Raw genomic sequence first — 16,227 nt, forward strand, 5'->3', positions numbered from 1 at the left:
ATACAATCGCTTCGATGAGGACATAGCCATGCAAACCAAACTCTTGATCAACGGCCAACTCGTCAATGGCGACGGCCCTGCCCAAGCCGTGTTCAACCCGGCCCTCGGCCGTGTGCTGGTAGAAATCAACGAAGCCAGCGAAGCTCAGGTCGACGCCGCCGTGCGGGCCGCCGACAACGCCTTCGAAGCCTGGTCGCAAACCACGCCGAAAGAACGCTCGTTGCTGCTGCTCAAACTCGCCGACATCATCGAAGCCCATGGCGAAGAGCTGGCCAAACTGGAGTCGGACAACTGCGGCAAACCCTACAGCGCTGCGCTGAACGATGAGATCCCGGCGATTGCCGACGTGTTCCGTTTCTTCGCCGGCGCCAACCGTTGCATGAGCGGCGCGCTGGGAGGGGAATACCTGCCCGGACACACCTCAATGATCCGCCGCGACCCGGTGGGCGTGATTGCCTCCATCGCGCCGTGGAACTACCCACTGATGATGGTCGCCTGGAAAATCGCCCCGGCCCTGGCCGCCGGTAATACCGTGGTGCTCAAGCCGTCGGAACAAACCCCACTGACCGCCCTGCGCCTGGCAGAACTGGCGTCGGAAATCTTCCCGGCTGGCGTGCTTAACCTGGTATTCGGTCGTGGTCCTACGGTCGGCAGCCCACTGGTCACTCACCCGAAAGTGCGCATGGTGTCGCTGACCGGCTCCATCGCCACCGGCTCGAACATCATTTCCAGCACCGCCGGCAACGTCAAACGCATGCACATGGAACTGGGTGGCAAGGCGCCGGTGATCATCTTCGACGATGCCGACATCGACGCCGCCGTGGAAGGCATTCGCACCTTCGGTTTCTACAACGCTGGTCAGGATTGCACCGCCGCCTGCCGTATTTACGCGCAAGCAGGCATCTACGACCAGTTCGTCGAGAAGCTCGGTGCGGCCGTCAGCAGTATCAAGTACGGCTTGCAGGACGATCCATCGACGGAGCTTGGCCCGTTGATCAGCGCACAACATCGCGACCGCGTGACCGGATTGGTCGAGCGTGCGATGGCGCAACCACACATTCGTTTGATCACTGGCGGCAAAGCGGTGGAAGGCAACGGTTTCTTCTTTGAACCGACGGTGCTGGCCGACGTGCAACAGGACGACGAGATCGTGCGCCGCGAAGTGTTCGGGCCGGTAGTGTCGGTCACCCAATTCACCGATGAAGCCCAAGCACTCGCCTGGGCCAACGATTCAGACTATGGCCTTGCGTCGTCAGTCTGGACCGCGGACGTTGGTCGCGCGCATCGCCTGTCTGCACGCCTGCAGTACGGCTGCACATGGGTGAACACCCACTTCATGCTGGTCAGCGAAATGCCTCACGGCGGTCAGAAACTGTCCGGTTATGGGAAAGACATGTCGATGTATGGGCTGGAGGACTACACCGTTGTGCGGCATGTGATGTTCAAGCATTAAAAGCTTCGCGGGCAAGCCTCGCGCCTACAGGGATCGCGTCGTTTGATCGACACAAAACCTGAGCGAGCGGTGCGGCGATCCGACTTGCCCGCGAATGCCTCACCGCACAATCAAGGCAGACGCCGGCGGTTTAACTCCGTAAAAGCCAAATGGCTCTCACGGAAACCTCCTCCGCTCAAAACCGCGAAACACTGCGCATCGCATCCACCAGATACCGCATCGCAATCCGATCACTCTCCGACAGCTCGCGATACCGCTCCACCAACTTCAACTCCTCCGAACTGAGCCGACGCCTTCGCCGACCGATGGCCAGGCAGGGGAAGATTCCTAATATTTCAGTGATGCCTTGTACTTTCGACATGGACGATGTCCTTCTATACGTCAGAGAAAACTTCAAAACCGCATCGCCCTATCACTTCAGCGGTCACCTTGTACCCGCTGAACCCACCGGTCTGAAGGGCCGAAACCGGTCATGCCCCATAGAATAGAAATTAAATCGGCGCTGAAAAGCGTTTTTAGAGTAATTAGTCGAAAAAAGCAGATATGCCCTATAAATCAGAAAGTGCTGTGAGAAACGTTACCTGAAATGTCTTGTTTCATTGCCGCGCTGTCGCTGTGCCATCAATCATTTTTGCTCTGCAACCGAACGGTTTAAAGTATTTGGCATCTCTTTAGGGGGCGTTCTCAATTAATTTCCCCGCCGCGTTGTCGCCTTAAAGCGGGCCAGGCAAGGCGCAGGCCGCTGGGAATGGTTGTTCCCTTTCCAAGGCCTGCAACGCAGCCTGGCCCGCTTTAAGGCACAACCCGAAGGGCCGGGCCTGCTGTTGTGCAGGGCTGCGTTGCTCGAAGCTTATTTGGAATGACCAAACCACGCTTCTCGCGCCTTGCCCTACACAACAGCAGACCCGGCGCGCCGGGGAAATTAACTGAGAACGCCCCCTAGTCCGTTGCGTTTGGCCAAGGCATGTCCGAACCGATATTTCTGATCCAGCACGTGCCAGGAACGGCGCGGGATTGTTCACGACAGGTTGTACTTATGCACCGCAGGAATTTGCTCAAAGCCTCCATGGCCATCGCGGCTTACACTGGTCTTTCGGCCACCGGCCTATTGGCTGCACGCGCCTGGGCTGGCAGCAGCACCGCTGATGGCGACGCTGTGGCGTTCGACTTCGAAGCGCTGAAGAGCCAGGCCAAACAGCTCGCCGGCAAGCCCTATCAGGACACCAAGCAGGTGCTGCCGCCAACGCTGGCGACCATGACCCCGCAGAACTTCAACGCGATCCGCTACGACGGTAATCACTCGCTGTGGAAGGACTTGAAAGGTCAGCTGGACGTGCAGTTTTTCCACGTCGGCATGGGTTTCAAGCAACCGGTGCGCATGTACAGCGTCGATCCCAAGACTCGACTGGCGCGCGAGGTGCATTTCCGCCCGTCGCTGTTCAACTATGAAAAAACCACTGTCGACACTAAACAGCTCAAAGGCGATCTGGGTTTCTCCGGGTTCAAGCTGTTCAAGGCCCCGGAGCTGGATCAGCACGACGTGTTGTCGTTCCTCGGCGCCAGCTATTTCCGCGCGGTAGATGCCACCGGCCAGTACGGTCTGTCGGCCCGCGGCCTGGCAATCGATACCTACGCCAAGAAGCGCGAAGAATTCCCGGATTTCACCAAGTTCTGGTTCGAAACCCCGGACAAGGACAGCACCCGCTTCGTGGTTTATGCCTTGCTCGATTCGCCGAGCGCCACCGGCGCCTACCGTTTTGATATCGATTGCCAGGCCGAGCGTGTGGTGATGGAAGTCGATGCCCACGTCAATGCCCGCACCGCCATCGAGCAACTGGGTATCGCGCCGATGACCAGCATGTTCAGCTGCGGCACCCATGAGCGGCGTATGTGCGACACGATTCACCCACAAATCCACGACTCCGATCGCCTGGCCATGTGGCGCGGCAATGGCGAGTGGATCTGCCGCCCGCTGAATAACCCGGCCACCCTGCAATTCAATGCCTTTGCCGACACCGATCCGAAAGGTTTCGGCTTGGTGCAGACCGATCACGAGTTCGCCAATTATCAGGACACCGTCGACTGGTACAGCAAGCGCCCGAGCCTGTGGGTAGAACCTACAACCGCGTGGGGCGAAGGCTCCATCGATTTGCTGGAAATTCCTACAACCGGCGAGACCCTGGATAACATCGTCGCGTTCTGGACGCCGAAAAAACCGGTCGCGGCCGGGGATTCTCTCAACTACGGCTACAAGCTCTATTGGAGCGCCCTGCCGCCGGTGAGTACGCCGCTGGCGCGGGTCCACGCGACCCGTTCGGGCATGGGTGGTTTCATTGAAGGCTGGGCGCCGGGCGAGCATTACCCGGAAGTCTGGGCGCGACGCTTTGCCGTGGACTTTACCGGTGGTGGTCTGGACCGCTTGCCCGAAGGCGCGGGGATCGAACCGGTGGTGACCTGCTCTAACGGCCAGGTGAAGGACTTCAATGTGTTGGTGCTCGATGACATCAAGGGCTACCGCATTACCTTCGACTGGTACCCGACCAATGACAGCGTGGCCCCCGTGGAGCTGCGGTTGTTCATTCGCACCAATGACCGGACATTGAGTGAAACCTGGTTGTACCAGTATTTCCCGCCGGCACCGGAGAAGCGTAAGTACACCTGAGTGTTAGTCGGGGTCTGAAATGGCCCCTTCGCGAGCAAGCCCGCTCCCACATGTGAACTTTGTCGTACACGGAATCTGTGCACCATGAAGATCCACTGTGGGAGCGGGCTTGCTCGCGAAGACGGCCGAACAGCCAACTAATATCCCGACCCAAGAACCAAAAAGCCCCGGTCAACACGACCGGGGCTTTTTTTACAGCAACATTCAATCACGCAAATCCGATTCATGAATCGGCTGGTCACGATGGGTGGCCCGCTGGTATTGCGCCGGCCAGATAGCCTTGTTCCCGCCCAGATCGTCATCGGCATGCAGCGGCCAATACGGATCACGCAACAACTCTCGGGCGAGGAAGATGATGTCGGCCTGACAGGTACGCAGAATGTGCTCGGCCTGGGCCGGTTCGGTGATCATTCCTACGGTGCCGGTGGCAATGCCTGACTCCTTGCGTACCCTCTCGGCGAAACGGGTCTGGTAACCGGGGCCTGTAGGAATCTCGGCGTTTACCGCCGTACCACCCGATGAGACGTCGATCAGGTCTACGCCCAGATCTTTGAGGCGTCGCGCCAACTCCACGGTTTCATCGGGGTTCCAGCCGTCTTCCACCCAATCGGTGGCCGACACCCGCACAAACACTGGTAACTCTTCAGGCCACACGGCGCGCACCGCTTCGGTGACTTGCAGCACCAGCCGAATTCGATTCTCGAACGAACCGCCATACTGATCGCGCCGCTGATTGCTCAAGGGCGAAAGAAATTGGTGCAACAGGTAACCGTGGGCGGCGTGTACTTCGACCACTTTGAAACCAGCAGTCAGCGCCCGTTTGGCCGAATCGACGAAAGCTTGAATGATGTCCGCAATCTCACCGTCATCGAGCTGCTTGGGTGGGGTGTGCTGGGGGTCGAAAGCGATCGGCGAAGGGCCGACCGGGACCCAACCACCGTCTTCCGGCTTGACGCTGCCATGCTTGCCGAGCCACGGCCGATGCGTGCTGGCCTTGCGCCCGGCATGAGCCAACTGGATGCCGGCAACGGCGCCTTGGGCGGAGATGAAGCGCGTAATACGCTGCAAGGATTCGATTTGTTGATCATTCCAGAGACCGAGGTCCTGGGCGGTAATGCGCCCATCAGCGGTGACCGCCGTGGCTTCGGTGAATACCAGACCAGCGCCGCCGATAGCACGGCTGCCGAGGTGGACCAGATGCCAGTCATTGGCCAGCCCATCCACGCTGGAATACTGGCACATCGGTGATACCGCAATGCGGTTAAGCAAGGTCAATTGACGAAGGGTATAGGGTTCAAGCAGCAGACTCATGGGGCACCTCTCGAATCAGTGGGCAGGCTCCAGGGTTCTGTTTGAATAGTCGACGAGTGACAGGAAAAAGGCGCAGCACCCGCCCCCGCGGGCAAAAAATTCGACAAGACGTCACAAGGATAATCAAGCAGTGCTTAGAGCCTAGTCGACATCGGGGGATAAGGGAGGGTTCCGAGAGATTGGGTGTCAGAAAGATCGCTTTCGCGAGCAAGCCCGCTCCCACAGGATTTGCGCAGATCCTGTGGGAGCGGGCTTGCTCGCGAAGGGCTTAACGCGGTTCGATGTGGGCAATCATCAACTGCACAGTCTCGTTGCCACGAAATTCATTGAGGTCGAGTTTGTAAGCCAATTCAACCCACTTGATGGTCGGATTCGGCCAGATATCACGGTCGATACCGAAGGCAATGCCGTCCAGCTTCACCGAACCACATTCACTCTTCAGCACCACTTTGAGGTGTCGTTCACCCACAACACGCTGCTCGACCAACTGAAACACCCCGTGAAACAGCGGCTCCGGGAAGTGTTGCCCCCAAGGCCCGGCGTGGCGCAGGGCACGGGCCAGTTCCAGGTGAAACTCTTCGACCGCCAAAGTGCCGTCCGACAGCAGGCGCCCGGTCAGGTCTTCTTCACGCAATTGCCTACGCACTTCTGCGTCAAAGGCCTCGGCAAACAACGGAAAATTCGCTTCCGGCAAGGTCAGGCCGGCCGCCATGGCGTGGCCGCCGTATTTGCTGATCAGGTTCGGATGCTGCGCCGCGACCACGCTCAAGGCATCGCGAATGTGAAAACCCTGAACCGAACGCCCCGAGCCCTTGAGCAGGCCATCGCCGGCATCGGCAAAGGCAATGGTCGGACGGAAATAGCGCTCTTTCATACGCGACGCGAGGATACCGATGACGCCCTGATGCCACTCGGGATCGAACAGGCACAGGCCGAACGGCATCGATTCCACTGGCAAATCCTTGAGCTGGGCCAGCGCCTCACGCTGCATGCCCTGCTCGATGGATTTGCGGTCCTGGTTCATGCCATCCAGCTGAGCGGCCATCTCACGGGCAGCGCCCGCGTCTTCGGTGAGCAGGCATTCGATGCCCAGGCTCATGTCATCCAGACGCCCCGCCGCGTTCAGACGCGGGCCGAGGATAAAACCCAGGTCGGTGGAGGTAATGCGCGAATGGTCGCGCTTGGCCACTTCAAGGATCGCCTTGATCCCCGGCCGCGCGCGCCCGGCGCGAATTCGCTCCAGGCCCTGATGCACCAGAATCCGGTTGTTGGCATCCAGCGGCACCACGTCGGCGACGCTGCCCAGCGCCACCAGGTCCAGCAGTTCGCCAATGTTCGGCTGCGGCTTGCTTTCGTACCAACCCAGGCTGCGCAAGCGCGCGCGCAGGGCCATCAGCACATAGAAGATCACCCCTACACCGGCCAGGGCTTTACTCGGAAACTCGCAACCGGGCTGGTTCGGATTGACGATGGCATCGGCCAACGGCAACTCATCGCCGGGCAAGTGGTGATCGGTGACCAGCACCTTGAGCCCGGCCTTTTTCGCCGCCGCCACGCCTTCGACGCTGGAGATGCCGTTGTCCACGGTGATCAGCAGTTGCGGCTCGCGGGTCAGCGCCACTTCGACGATCTCCGGCGTCAGGCCATAGCCGTACTCGAACCGGTTCGGCACCAGATAGTCGACATGCGCCGCGCCCAACAGGCGCAACCCCAGCATGCCCACGGTACTGGCCGTCGCACCATCGGCGTCGAAGTCACCGACGATCAGAATCCGCTGACGCTGCTCAAGGGCCGTCACCAGCAGATCGACCGCCGCATCGATGCCTTTGAGCTGCTGATACGGAATCAGCCGCGCCAGGCTCTTGTCCAGTTCAGCCTCGGACTGCACGCCACGCGCCGCGTAAAGGCGGGTCAGCAGCGGTGGAATATCACCGAGGAATGGCAGGGTGTCGGGCAACAGGCGAGGTTCGATGCGCATGGGGTGACAGGTGCTTCTCTTGAATACGTAGGATAAAACCGGGTAACGCGGTTCAGCGGCGAATAATCAGCCGCGTTCGCCGCTCAGCCACTGCAACTGGACTTCATGCTGACCACGGTCGTCGGTGACGAAAATCGTTCCTTCGCTGATCATCACATCCCACTTGATAACGCGCGGCATGTCCTTGGCCAGGGTTTCCAGCACTTCCTGGGGCACAGCGGCGATGTGAACGTTTTTCAGGTTTTTGATCGCCGGGATCACTTTGGTTTCCCAGACACGCAGGCTGCCGTAAGCCAACAGGCTGGTGCGCTCGGTGCGGCGCGAGCACCAGGTCAGGCGATCGGCGTCTGGCTGGCCGACTTCGATCCAGTGCAGGACACGATCATCCAGGCTCTTTTCCCACAGCGCTGGCTCATCCACGTCTGACAGACCGCGACCGAAGGACAACTGCTCGTTGTACCAGAAGGCGTAGGCCAGCAGCCGCACGGTCATGCGCTCTTCGGTTTCCGAAGGGTGACGGGCGATGGTCTGCTTCACGCTCTCGTAGACGCTGCGGTCGAGGTCGGTGAGGTTCAGTTCAAACTTGTAGGTCGTGGACGGCTGGGCCATGAACGGGCTTCTTGATACGGGGAAAGGCGGCAAGTCTAACCGATGCAACAGGCAATCAACGAATTGAAGGCGATCAACTTTGGGCGACAGACGTCGGCCTATGTTAAAACTCTGCATCCGCTCAGCCTTTGTCCTACAGGATTCAGCATGCCGTTCTCCAACAAACCGCTCTCCGGTCTGAAAGTCATCGAATTGGGTACGTTGATTGCCGGGCCGTTTGCCTCGCGTATTTGCGGCGAATTCGGCGCCGAAGTGATCAAGATCGAGTCCCCGGACGGCGGTGATCCATTGCGCAAATGGCGTAAGTTGTATGAAGGCACTTCGCTGTGGTGGTTCGTTCAGGCGCGTAACAAGAAGTCGTTGACCCTGAACCTGAAACACCCGGACGGCCTGGCTATTCTGAAACAGCTGCTCAGCGAAGCGGACATCCTGATCGAGAATTTTCGCCCCGGCGTGCTGGAAAAACTCGGGCTGGGCTGGGAAGTCTTGCATGCGTTGAACCCGAAACTGGTGATGGTGCGGCTTTCAGGCTTTGGTCAGACCGGGCCAATGAAGGATCAGCCAGGCTTCGGTGCGGTCGGTGAATCCATGGGCGGCTTGCGTTACATCACCGGGTTCGAGGACCGGCCGCCAGTGCGTACCGGGATTTCCATCGGCGACTCGATTGCCGCGCTCTGGGGCGTGATCGGCGCACTGATGGCCTTGCGTCATCGCGAGGTCAACGGCGGCTTGGGCCAAGTGGTGGACGTGGCGCTGTACGAAGCGATCTTCGCCATGATGGAAAGCATGGTCCCGGAGTTCGATGTGTTCGGCTTCATCCGCGAACGCACCGGCAACATCATGCCGGGCATCACGCCCTCCTCCATTCACACCAGCGCCGACGGCAAACACGTGCAGATCGGCGCCAATGGCGATGCGATCTTCAAGCGTTTCATGCTGATCATCGGTCGCGAAGACCTGGCCAACGATCCTGTGCTGGTCAGCAATGACGGACGCGATAGCCGTCGTGACGAGATTTACGGGGTGATCGATCGCTGGGTCAACTCACTGCCGCTGGACGCGGTGATCGAGCAACTGAATCAGGCCGACGTGCCTGCCAGCCGGATTTTCAGCGCCGAAGACATGTTCAGCGATCCGCAGTACCTGGCCCGGGAAATGTTCCTGCAAGCCAAGCTGCCCGATGGCAAGGACTTCAAGATGCCCGGCATTGTGCCAAAACTCTCTGAAACACCCGGCAGCTCCGAATGGGTCGGGCCGCAGCTGGGTGAACACAATGCGCAAGTACTCCAGGACCTTGGCTACGACTCGGCACAGATCACACGGTTGCGTGAAGACGGGGCCATCTAAGCTGAAGCGCCTGCTTTCATCAGTCATCGATTACGCCGGCATAGGTCGCGCGCTGACGGCGCTCGGGCTGTTGGCGGGACTGATGTCCCCGGCCCAAGCGCAACCTAAAGAGCATTTGCTCTGGCTGCTGCGCGATCTGCCGCCCGTGACGATTTTCGAAGGCCCGAAAAAAGGCCAGGGGGTTATCGATCAACTGATGCCGCTGTTGATCGCCGGCATGCCGCAATACGAACACACCCTGATGCGGGTCAATCGCGCCCGTGGCATGCAAATGCTCCATGAAAAATCCTTTACCTGCGACCCTTCGCTGATCTGGAGCGAGGAGCGCGAACAATGGATCGCCTTTTCCATTCCGGCTTTCCGGGCGGTCAGCAATGGGCTGGTGATTCGACGCGAAGATCGGTCGGTGCTGGAGCCCTTTCTCATTGGCGATGAAGTCGATTTGGCAGCACTGTTGGCCAGCCGTCGAGAAAAAGTCGGTGTAGTGGCCGAGCGCCGTTACGGTCAGTTCCTCGACACGCTGCTGCAACAGGCGCCGCCCGGCGTGCTGGCGCCTCACTACGGCAACAACGCCCTCGGCAGTCTGTTACAGATGCAGCGCCTGGGTCGTTTGCAGGTGGTCTTGGGTTACTGGCCGGAAATCCGCTACCAGGCTCGTCAGGAAAATATTACCGATGAGCAGTTGGAATTCTATCCGGTCAAAGGCACGGGCAAATACTTGTCCGGGTACATCGGTTGCTCGAATACGCCCCAGGGGCGACAGGCAATCAGTGAAATCAATAAGCTATTGCGCGCCCTGCCCCGCGAGCGCCTGGACCCGCTGTACGCCGACTGGCTCGATCCGCAAAGACGCAAGGACTACCTGGAAGAAACCAGGGCCTTTTTCGAGCGTCAGGCCGCGCAGTGACAAATCGCAGGCAAAAAGAAACCCCGAGAAGTGGGGAGACGACTCGGGGTTAAACGTGGCCTACATAAAGACCAGTGGCAACAAGCTACAAGCACCGGAGCACAATGCTTGATCCTGCTGTTACATGGTCTGACTGACCTTGGCGCAGGAAGGTTCCCACAAAAAACAATTCAATTTCGGCTGGCCAGGATCTTGTCCTGAGCAGCATTGCGCAACGCCGCGATGACACAGGGCTCCAGACGTCCTTCAGCGATCAGCACGTCGCGGTGCAATCCGTCGACGACATCCGTCAGCAGACGTTTATCGGTTAACTGGGCCTGATTGAACGCCCGTTCGACCACGATAGCGCCGCTCGTACTCTTCAGCGTCACCAGGCATTCGCCATGGGCACCCGATGGGGTCAACTTGACCAGATACGGGCTTAGAGCCTCACCGAGCAATAGACTGATACTTTCCATCTCGATCACCACTCAATAGTCCGAAAACAAAGTGCCTGGGGCGTGTCCACAGTAAATGACCACAGGCCCGAGAAGAAAGTTCTGGATTCCAACGGCAGGCGCACCGGCGCCTCTGGTAGTTAGAGCATGCACGGTAAAGATGACAGTAAAAAAACAGCTGATTCACACCTGCCTTGTACGCTTGCCGATGTCGCTCCATCCGCCCAGCAGTCCTCGCAATTGACCGTCCGCACTGTAGAACGGCACCGTCCACTGGTAGATGTCCCTGACGCCATCCTTGAACGTTAACTGACGTTCGCTGAAGCGGGTCTTGTGAGTACCTAGCTGGGCCATGAATTCGGCGTGCAGCTGCTCGGCGGTCTCTTTGGGCAAGACGTCGAGTTCGATCAATTGTCGCCCCTGAACCTGGTCGAAACGGGTCGACAAGCGCTCCTCATAACTTTTGTTGCACATGATCAAACGCCCTTCCAGATCACGCACGAACATCGGATCGGGCATGGCGTCTATCAACGCGTGCTGGAATGCGAGCTGGTCATTGAGGTCTTTCTCGGCGTCCCGACGTTGCTTGATCAGTACAGCGAGCCGACGGTTCCAAAGCAATGAGAGCAAGCCGAACAGGCTAACGATGAACATGCTCCAGCAACCCCACTGGGTTATCCGCTGCCAGGCTGAGGGCGCGTGTACCGGCGCAATTCCGCTCAGCCATTGCAGCCGCATGGCGCGTAACTCGGCGGGGGGAAATGCCTCCAGCGCCTTGTTGAGGATGCTCAATAACTGCGGCTGTCCTTTGCGGACTGCCAAATGATCAGCCTCCCATTTGCCTTCCACTGCATGCCCTACTTTGAGCCGGCCCAAGGGGTAGAGCTGCGCTCCGATTTCGTTTTCAATGGTGGCGTAGGCCTCGCCACTTTCCACCAGTGCCCGGGCTTCAGCGTAGGTTTTGACCGAGCGCAGCTCGATCGCCGGGTAGTCACGACGAATCACACCTTCCAGGGCGTGCCGGGTCGGCAAGACCAGGACTCTTTTCGAAAGCTGTTCCAGGGACTGTAACGCTGGCGTACCTGCCAGCCCCACGAGCACCCAGCCCGCCCCGCCGAATGCATGGCTGAAATCCAGAAACACCTTGCGCTCGTCATTCATTGCCAGCGTCGTGCTCATGTCCGCCGCGCCGCTTTCCAGCCGCTCCAGCAGTTGGTCGGTGGAAAACGACTCTTCATGGACGAACCGCAACCCTGTCATGGCGCTGATGCGGTTGAGCACATCGTTGTTCAAACCGCTCCAGTGACCGTGCTCATCCTTGAACAGATACAGCGGGTACTGCGCCGACGCCACGATAACCATCGGATGTTCAGCAATCCATTGCCGCTCCTGAGCATCCAGCTCAATGCGTGCGACGGTGGCTGACTCCCGGGATTCATGTGTCGCCAATTGTGCGGCCTTTACCCATTGCCCAAAGCCCAGGGCGCCCAATAAAAACATCCAGCACACGGCTGGTTTAAACCCTCTAAAAAACAGCATTGCCACTTCCTTGGTGATCGTCTCGCCCGTCCTTCATGGGCGGCTCTTCTTTTACGAAACCCGACAAGTGTGGCATGCAGAAATGAGAAAGCCCGTCAGGAGACGGGCTTCAAAATGTGACAGCTTTTACCGGTTACAGCGGCTTGCCGCGGTTGCCATGCTGACTGACAAAGGCCTGCACGGCTTTCAGGTCGTTCGGTAATACGGTGCAACGCTCATCTCGTTCAAACAAATCAGAAAGATGTGCAGGTAGTTCGAGCGCTTTTCCTACACCGGCTTTTTCCACTGCGTCCGGGAATTTGACCGGATGGGCCGTGCCGAGGATCACCATCGGGATATCCAGGCTGCGACGGCATTCGCGCGCGGCCTTCACGCCGATGGCAGTGTGTGGGTCCAGCAGCTCGCCGGTTTGCTCAAAGACTTCGGCAATGGTTTCGCACGTTTGGGCGTCGTCCACGGCCAGCGAATCGAACAGTTTGCGTGCCTCGGTCCAGCGTTCCTCTTCGACGCTGAAACCGCCGCCCTGCTTGAAGGTGTCCATCAAACCGGCAATCGCCGCGCCGTTGCGACCGTGCAGGTCGAACAGCAGGCGTTCGAAGTTCGACGACACCATGATGTCCATGGACGGCGACAGCGTGGCGTGCAGGGTTTCCTTGACGTACTGATTGCCGCTCATGAAGCGGTGCAGGATGTCGTTGCGGTTGGTGGCGACGATCAACTGGTTGATCGGCAAGCCCATGTTGCGCGCCAGGTAACCGGCGAAGATATCGCCGAAGTTGCCGGTCGGCACCGAGAACGACACCGAACGCGCCGGGCCACCCAGTTGCAGGGCCGCGTGGAAGTAGTAAACGATCTGGGCCATGATCCGCGCCCAGTTGATAGAGTTCACCGCCACCAGACGCGTGCCCTTGAGGAAGCTCTGGTCGGCGAAGCTGGCCTTGACCATTTCCTGGCAGTCATCGAAGTTGCCTTCGATGGCGATGTTATGGATGTTCTCGCCGAAGATGGTGGTCATCTGGCGACGCTGCACTTCGGACACACGGTTGTGCGGGTGCAGGATGAAGATGTCGACGTTTTCGCAGTGCTTGCAACCTTCGATCGCCGCCGAACCGGTGTCGCCGGAGGTAGCGCCAACAATCACCACGCGCTCGCCGCGCTTTTCCAGCACGTAGTCGAGCAGACGACCCAGCAATTGCAGGGCGAAGTCTTTGAACGCCAGGGTCGGGCCGTGGAACAGCTCCATTACCCATTCGTTGCTATTCAGCTGACGCAACGGTGCCACGGCGTTGTGGGAAAACACGCCATACGTTTCTTCAAGAATCTTTTTGAAATCGGCATCGGGGATGCTGCCGGTCACGAATGGGCGCATCACCCGGAAGGCCAGCTCGTGATACGGCAGGCCGGCCCAGGAAGCGATTTCTTCCTGGGTAAAACGTGGCAGGTTTTCCGGGACGTACAGACCGCCGTCGGTGGCGAGACCGGCCAGCAGGACATCTTCGAAATTCAGGGCCGGTGCCTGGCCGCGGGTACTGATATAACGCATGACTGGCTCCAATAGACAGTGTTCGCAATGCCGGGCCCGCGTGCGAGCCCGGTGAACGATAACGGCTTAGTTCAGGTGCTCGACGCGGATCCGTACGACCGGGCCGACCACGCCTTCCAAGGCTTCCAGGGCGGTGATCGCGTCGTTCATGTGCTGTTCCAGCACACGGTGCGTCAGCAGGATCATTGGCACCAGACCGTCATGCTCTTCGACTTCTTTCTGCATGATCGATTCGATGTTGATGCCGCGCTCCGACAGGATGCTCGCCACCTGAGCCAACACGCCCGGATGATCCTTGGCCTGAATGCGCAGGTAGTACGCGCTTTCGCAGGCTTCGATCGGCAGGATCGGATGGGCCGACAGCGAGTCCGGCTGGAAAGCCAGGTGCGGCACGCGGTTTTCCGGGTCGGAAGTCATGGCGCGAACCACGTCCACCAAGTCGGCGATCACCGACGAAGCCGTCGGTTCCATGCCGGCGCCGGCACCGTAGAACAGGGTCGAACCGGCAGCATCGCCGTTGACCATCACTGCGTTCATCACGCCGTTGACGTTGGCGATCAAGCGATCGGCCGGGATCAGCGTCGGGTGCACACGCAGCTCAATACCGGCCGCGGTGCTGCGCGCCACGCCCAGGTGCTTGATGCGATAGCCCAGCGCTTCGGCGTAGTTCACGTCAGCGGTGGTCAGCTTGGTGATGCCTTCGGTGTAAGCCTTATCGAATTGCAGCGGAATGCCGAACGCGATGGACGCCAGGATCGTCAGCTTGTGGGCTGCGTCGATGCCTTCGACGTCAAAGGTCGGATCGGCTTCGGCGTAACCCAGGGCTTGCGCCTCGGCGAGTACGTCTTCGAAGGTGCGACCCTTCTCGCGCATCTCGGTGAGGATGAAGTTGCCGGTGCCGTTGATGATGCCGGCGACCCAGTTGATGCGGTTGGCCGACAGGCCTTCACGGATCGCTTTGATCACCGGGATGCCGCCGGCCACGGCCGCTTCGAACGCCACAATGACGCCCTTCTCGCGAGCCTTGGCGAAAATTTCATTACCGTGAACGGCGATCAGTGCCTTGTTCGCGGTGACCACATGCTTGCCATTCTCGATGGCCTTGAGTACCAGCTCGCGGGCAACGGTGTAGCCGCCCATCAGCTCTATAACGATGTCGATCTCTGGGTTCGTGGCCACTTCGAACACATCGTTGGTAATCGCAATACCGGTCGTCTGGAACTGAGGCTTTGGCGTGCGCATGGCAATTTGTGCCACTTCGATTCCACGCCCGGCACGACGAGCAATTTCCTCGGCGTTGCGCTGAAGTACGTTGAAGGTACCGCCACCGACGGTCCCTAACCCACAGATGCCTACTTTGACCGGTTTCACTGTGAACTCCCCATAAAACGGCCGACTCAAGGCCGGCCGTGAAAACAACCGCATACTCGCGGCTCTCTATTAATGGCCCGACAATGTTGCCGCCAGACCATGATCGTCAAGGCTGACCGTGACGATGCGAAACTATTTCGCGCCCAGTGCCAGTTTGGCGACTTGTGGCGCAGGCTGGTAGCCCGGAATGACCTGTCCGTCGGCCAAAACGATGGCCGGCGTACCGTTCACGCCAATCGACTGACCGAGGGCGAACTGTTTTGAAACCGGGTTCTCGCACTTGGCGGCCTTGATTTCCTTGCCATCGACCATTTTGTCCATGGCGGCTTTCTTGTCTTTCGAGCACCAGACCGCTTGCAGCTGTTCGTCACCCGGTGAGCCCAGGCCCTGGCGCGGGAACGCGACGTAACGCACTTCGATGCCGCGCTTGTTCAGCTCAGGCACTTCGGCATGCAATTTGTGGCAGTACGGGCAGGTGGTGTCGGTGAAGACGGTGATGTGCGATTTAGTTTCGCCGATGGCCGGGTAAACCACGGTTTCCGCGACCGGAATCTCGTTGACCAGCTTGGAAATGCCCAGGCGTTCGGTCTTCTCGGTCAGGTTGACCGGCTTGCCGTCCTTGAGCTGGAACATGTAGCCCTGAACCACGTACTGGCCGTCGGCGCTGGCGTAGAGTACGCGGCTGCCCTTGAGTTTGACTTCGTACAGACCAGGCAACGGGCTGGCGGAAATGCTTTCTACCGGCACTTCGAGCTGGAGGTTTTCCAGGCTTTTACGAATGGCTTTGTCGGCCGCGTCATCGGCGACGGCAAAGGTGCTGACCAACGCAATGGCTGCGGCGGCGAAAATCTGGGTCAGACGCATGAGAACTCCTGAAGGCGGACAAATGGGACGATCAGAACGCCCGTGCCAAAACACCGGGTCATAACCGCCCATCGTACAAACCGGCAAAGCCTACCACATAAGGCCCCCGTGGCGAGGGGGCTTGCCCCCGTTGGGTTGCGCAGCAGCCCCAAAATCTGTCACCCGATTTCATCAGATCGACCGCGAAACCCGGTTCACGACTGCTG

General features: G+C 59.2%; 13 protein-coding genes. 4 read left to right on the forward strand and 9 right to left on the reverse strand.

The features are described from left to right. Positions 1-28: 28 nt before the first annotated feature. Positions 29-1,453: a gamma-aminobutyraldehyde dehydrogenase gene (locus KVG95_RS13400; RefSeq protein ID WP_217856774.1), complete on the forward strand. Its 1,425-nt coding sequence runs from the start codon at positions 29-31 to the stop codon at positions 1,451-1,453. Positions 1,454-1,628: 175 nt separating this feature from the next. Here KVG95_RS13400 and KVG95_RS13405 read toward each other — a convergent pair whose 3' ends face one another. Further along, the gene (locus KVG95_RS13405; protein WP_123360676.1) at positions 1,629-1,814 is read right to left on the reverse strand and encodes a hypothetical protein; all 186 of its coding nucleotides are present in this window, start codon (positions 1,812-1,814) and stop codon (positions 1,629-1,631) included. A gap of 675 nt (positions 1,815-2,489) precedes the next feature. Between KVG95_RS13405 and KVG95_RS13410 the strand changes: the two genes are divergently transcribed. Then, positions 2,490-4,115 carry a glucan biosynthesis protein D gene (locus KVG95_RS13410; protein WP_217856775.1) on the forward strand — a complete coding sequence of 542 codons (1,626 nt, stop codon included), beginning with the start codon at positions 2,490-2,492 and terminating at the stop codon, positions 4,113-4,115. A gap of 204 nt (positions 4,116-4,319) precedes the next feature. Here KVG95_RS13410 and KVG95_RS13415 read toward each other — a convergent pair whose 3' ends face one another. From KVG95_RS13415 to KVG95_RS13425, 3 genes are all read right to left on the reverse strand, one after another. Continuing rightward, entirely contained in the window at positions 4,320-5,426 is a 1,107-nt protein-coding gene (locus KVG95_RS13415) for an NADH:flavin oxidoreductase/NADH oxidase (RefSeq protein ID WP_217856776.1), read from the reverse strand. 268 nt (positions 5,427-5,694) lie between these two features. After that, on the reverse strand, positions 5,695-7,404 hold the full coding sequence (recJ, locus tag KVG95_RS13420) for a single-stranded-DNA-specific exonuclease RecJ (RefSeq protein WP_123360679.1): 1,710 nt from the start codon (positions 7,402-7,404) through the stop codon (positions 5,695-5,697). A 66-nt stretch (positions 7,405-7,470) separates the two neighbouring features. Further along, a complete protein-coding gene (locus tag KVG95_RS13425; protein WP_007897614.1) occupies positions 7,471-8,013 on the reverse strand; it encodes a YaeQ family protein in 543 nt (180 codons plus the stop codon). A gap of 147 nt (positions 8,014-8,160) precedes the next feature. Between KVG95_RS13425 and KVG95_RS13430 the strand changes: the two genes are divergently transcribed. After that, complete coding sequence (locus KVG95_RS13430; protein WP_217856777.1) at positions 8,161-9,360, forward strand: CaiB/BaiF CoA transferase family protein; 1,200 nt, start codon at positions 8,161-8,163, stop codon at positions 9,358-9,360. Further along, positions 9,341-10,267: a TIGR02285 family protein gene (locus KVG95_RS13435; RefSeq protein WP_217856778.1), complete on the forward strand. Its 927-nt coding sequence runs from the start codon at positions 9,341-9,343 to the stop codon at positions 10,265-10,267. The genes KVG95_RS13430 and KVG95_RS13435 overlap by 20 nt, the downstream gene beginning before the upstream one ends. Before the next feature lie 170 nt (positions 10,268-10,437). On the opposite strand, the gene KVG95_RS13440 is transcribed toward KVG95_RS13435, so the two are convergent. The 5 genes from KVG95_RS13440 to dsbC all read right to left on the reverse strand — a co-directional run bounded on the left by KVG95_RS13440 (position 10,438) and on the right by dsbC (position 16,021). After that, positions 10,438-10,725 (reverse strand): DUF3509 domain-containing protein, encoded by a 288-nt coding sequence (locus KVG95_RS13440; RefSeq protein ID WP_008014014.1) that lies wholly within the window; start codon positions 10,723-10,725, stop codon positions 10,438-10,440. Positions 10,726-10,887: 162 nt separating this feature from the next. Beyond that, entirely contained in the window at positions 10,888-12,243 is a 1,356-nt protein-coding gene (locus KVG95_RS13445) for a transporter substrate-binding domain-containing protein (protein WP_217856779.1), read from the reverse strand. A 133-nt stretch (positions 12,244-12,376) separates the two neighbouring features. Next, positions 12,377-13,786 (reverse strand): threonine synthase, encoded by a 1,410-nt coding sequence (thrC, locus tag KVG95_RS13450; RefSeq protein WP_217856780.1) that lies wholly within the window; start codon positions 13,784-13,786, stop codon positions 12,377-12,379. A 66-nt stretch (positions 13,787-13,852) separates the two neighbouring features. Further along, positions 13,853-15,157 (reverse strand): homoserine dehydrogenase, encoded by a 1,305-nt coding sequence (locus KVG95_RS13455; protein WP_052964768.1) that lies wholly within the window; start codon positions 15,155-15,157, stop codon positions 13,853-13,855. 132 nt (positions 15,158-15,289) lie between these two features. After that, entirely contained in the window at positions 15,290-16,021 is a 732-nt protein-coding gene (gene dsbC, locus KVG95_RS13460) for a bifunctional protein-disulfide isomerase/oxidoreductase DsbC (RefSeq protein WP_217856781.1), read from the reverse strand. Positions 16,022-16,227: the final 206 nt, after the last annotated feature.

Origin of the sequence: Pseudomonas farris (genome assembly GCF_019145235.1) — a bacterium.
GTDB lineage: Bacteria > Pseudomonadota > Gammaproteobacteria > Pseudomonadales > Pseudomonadaceae > Aquipseudomonas > Aquipseudomonas farris.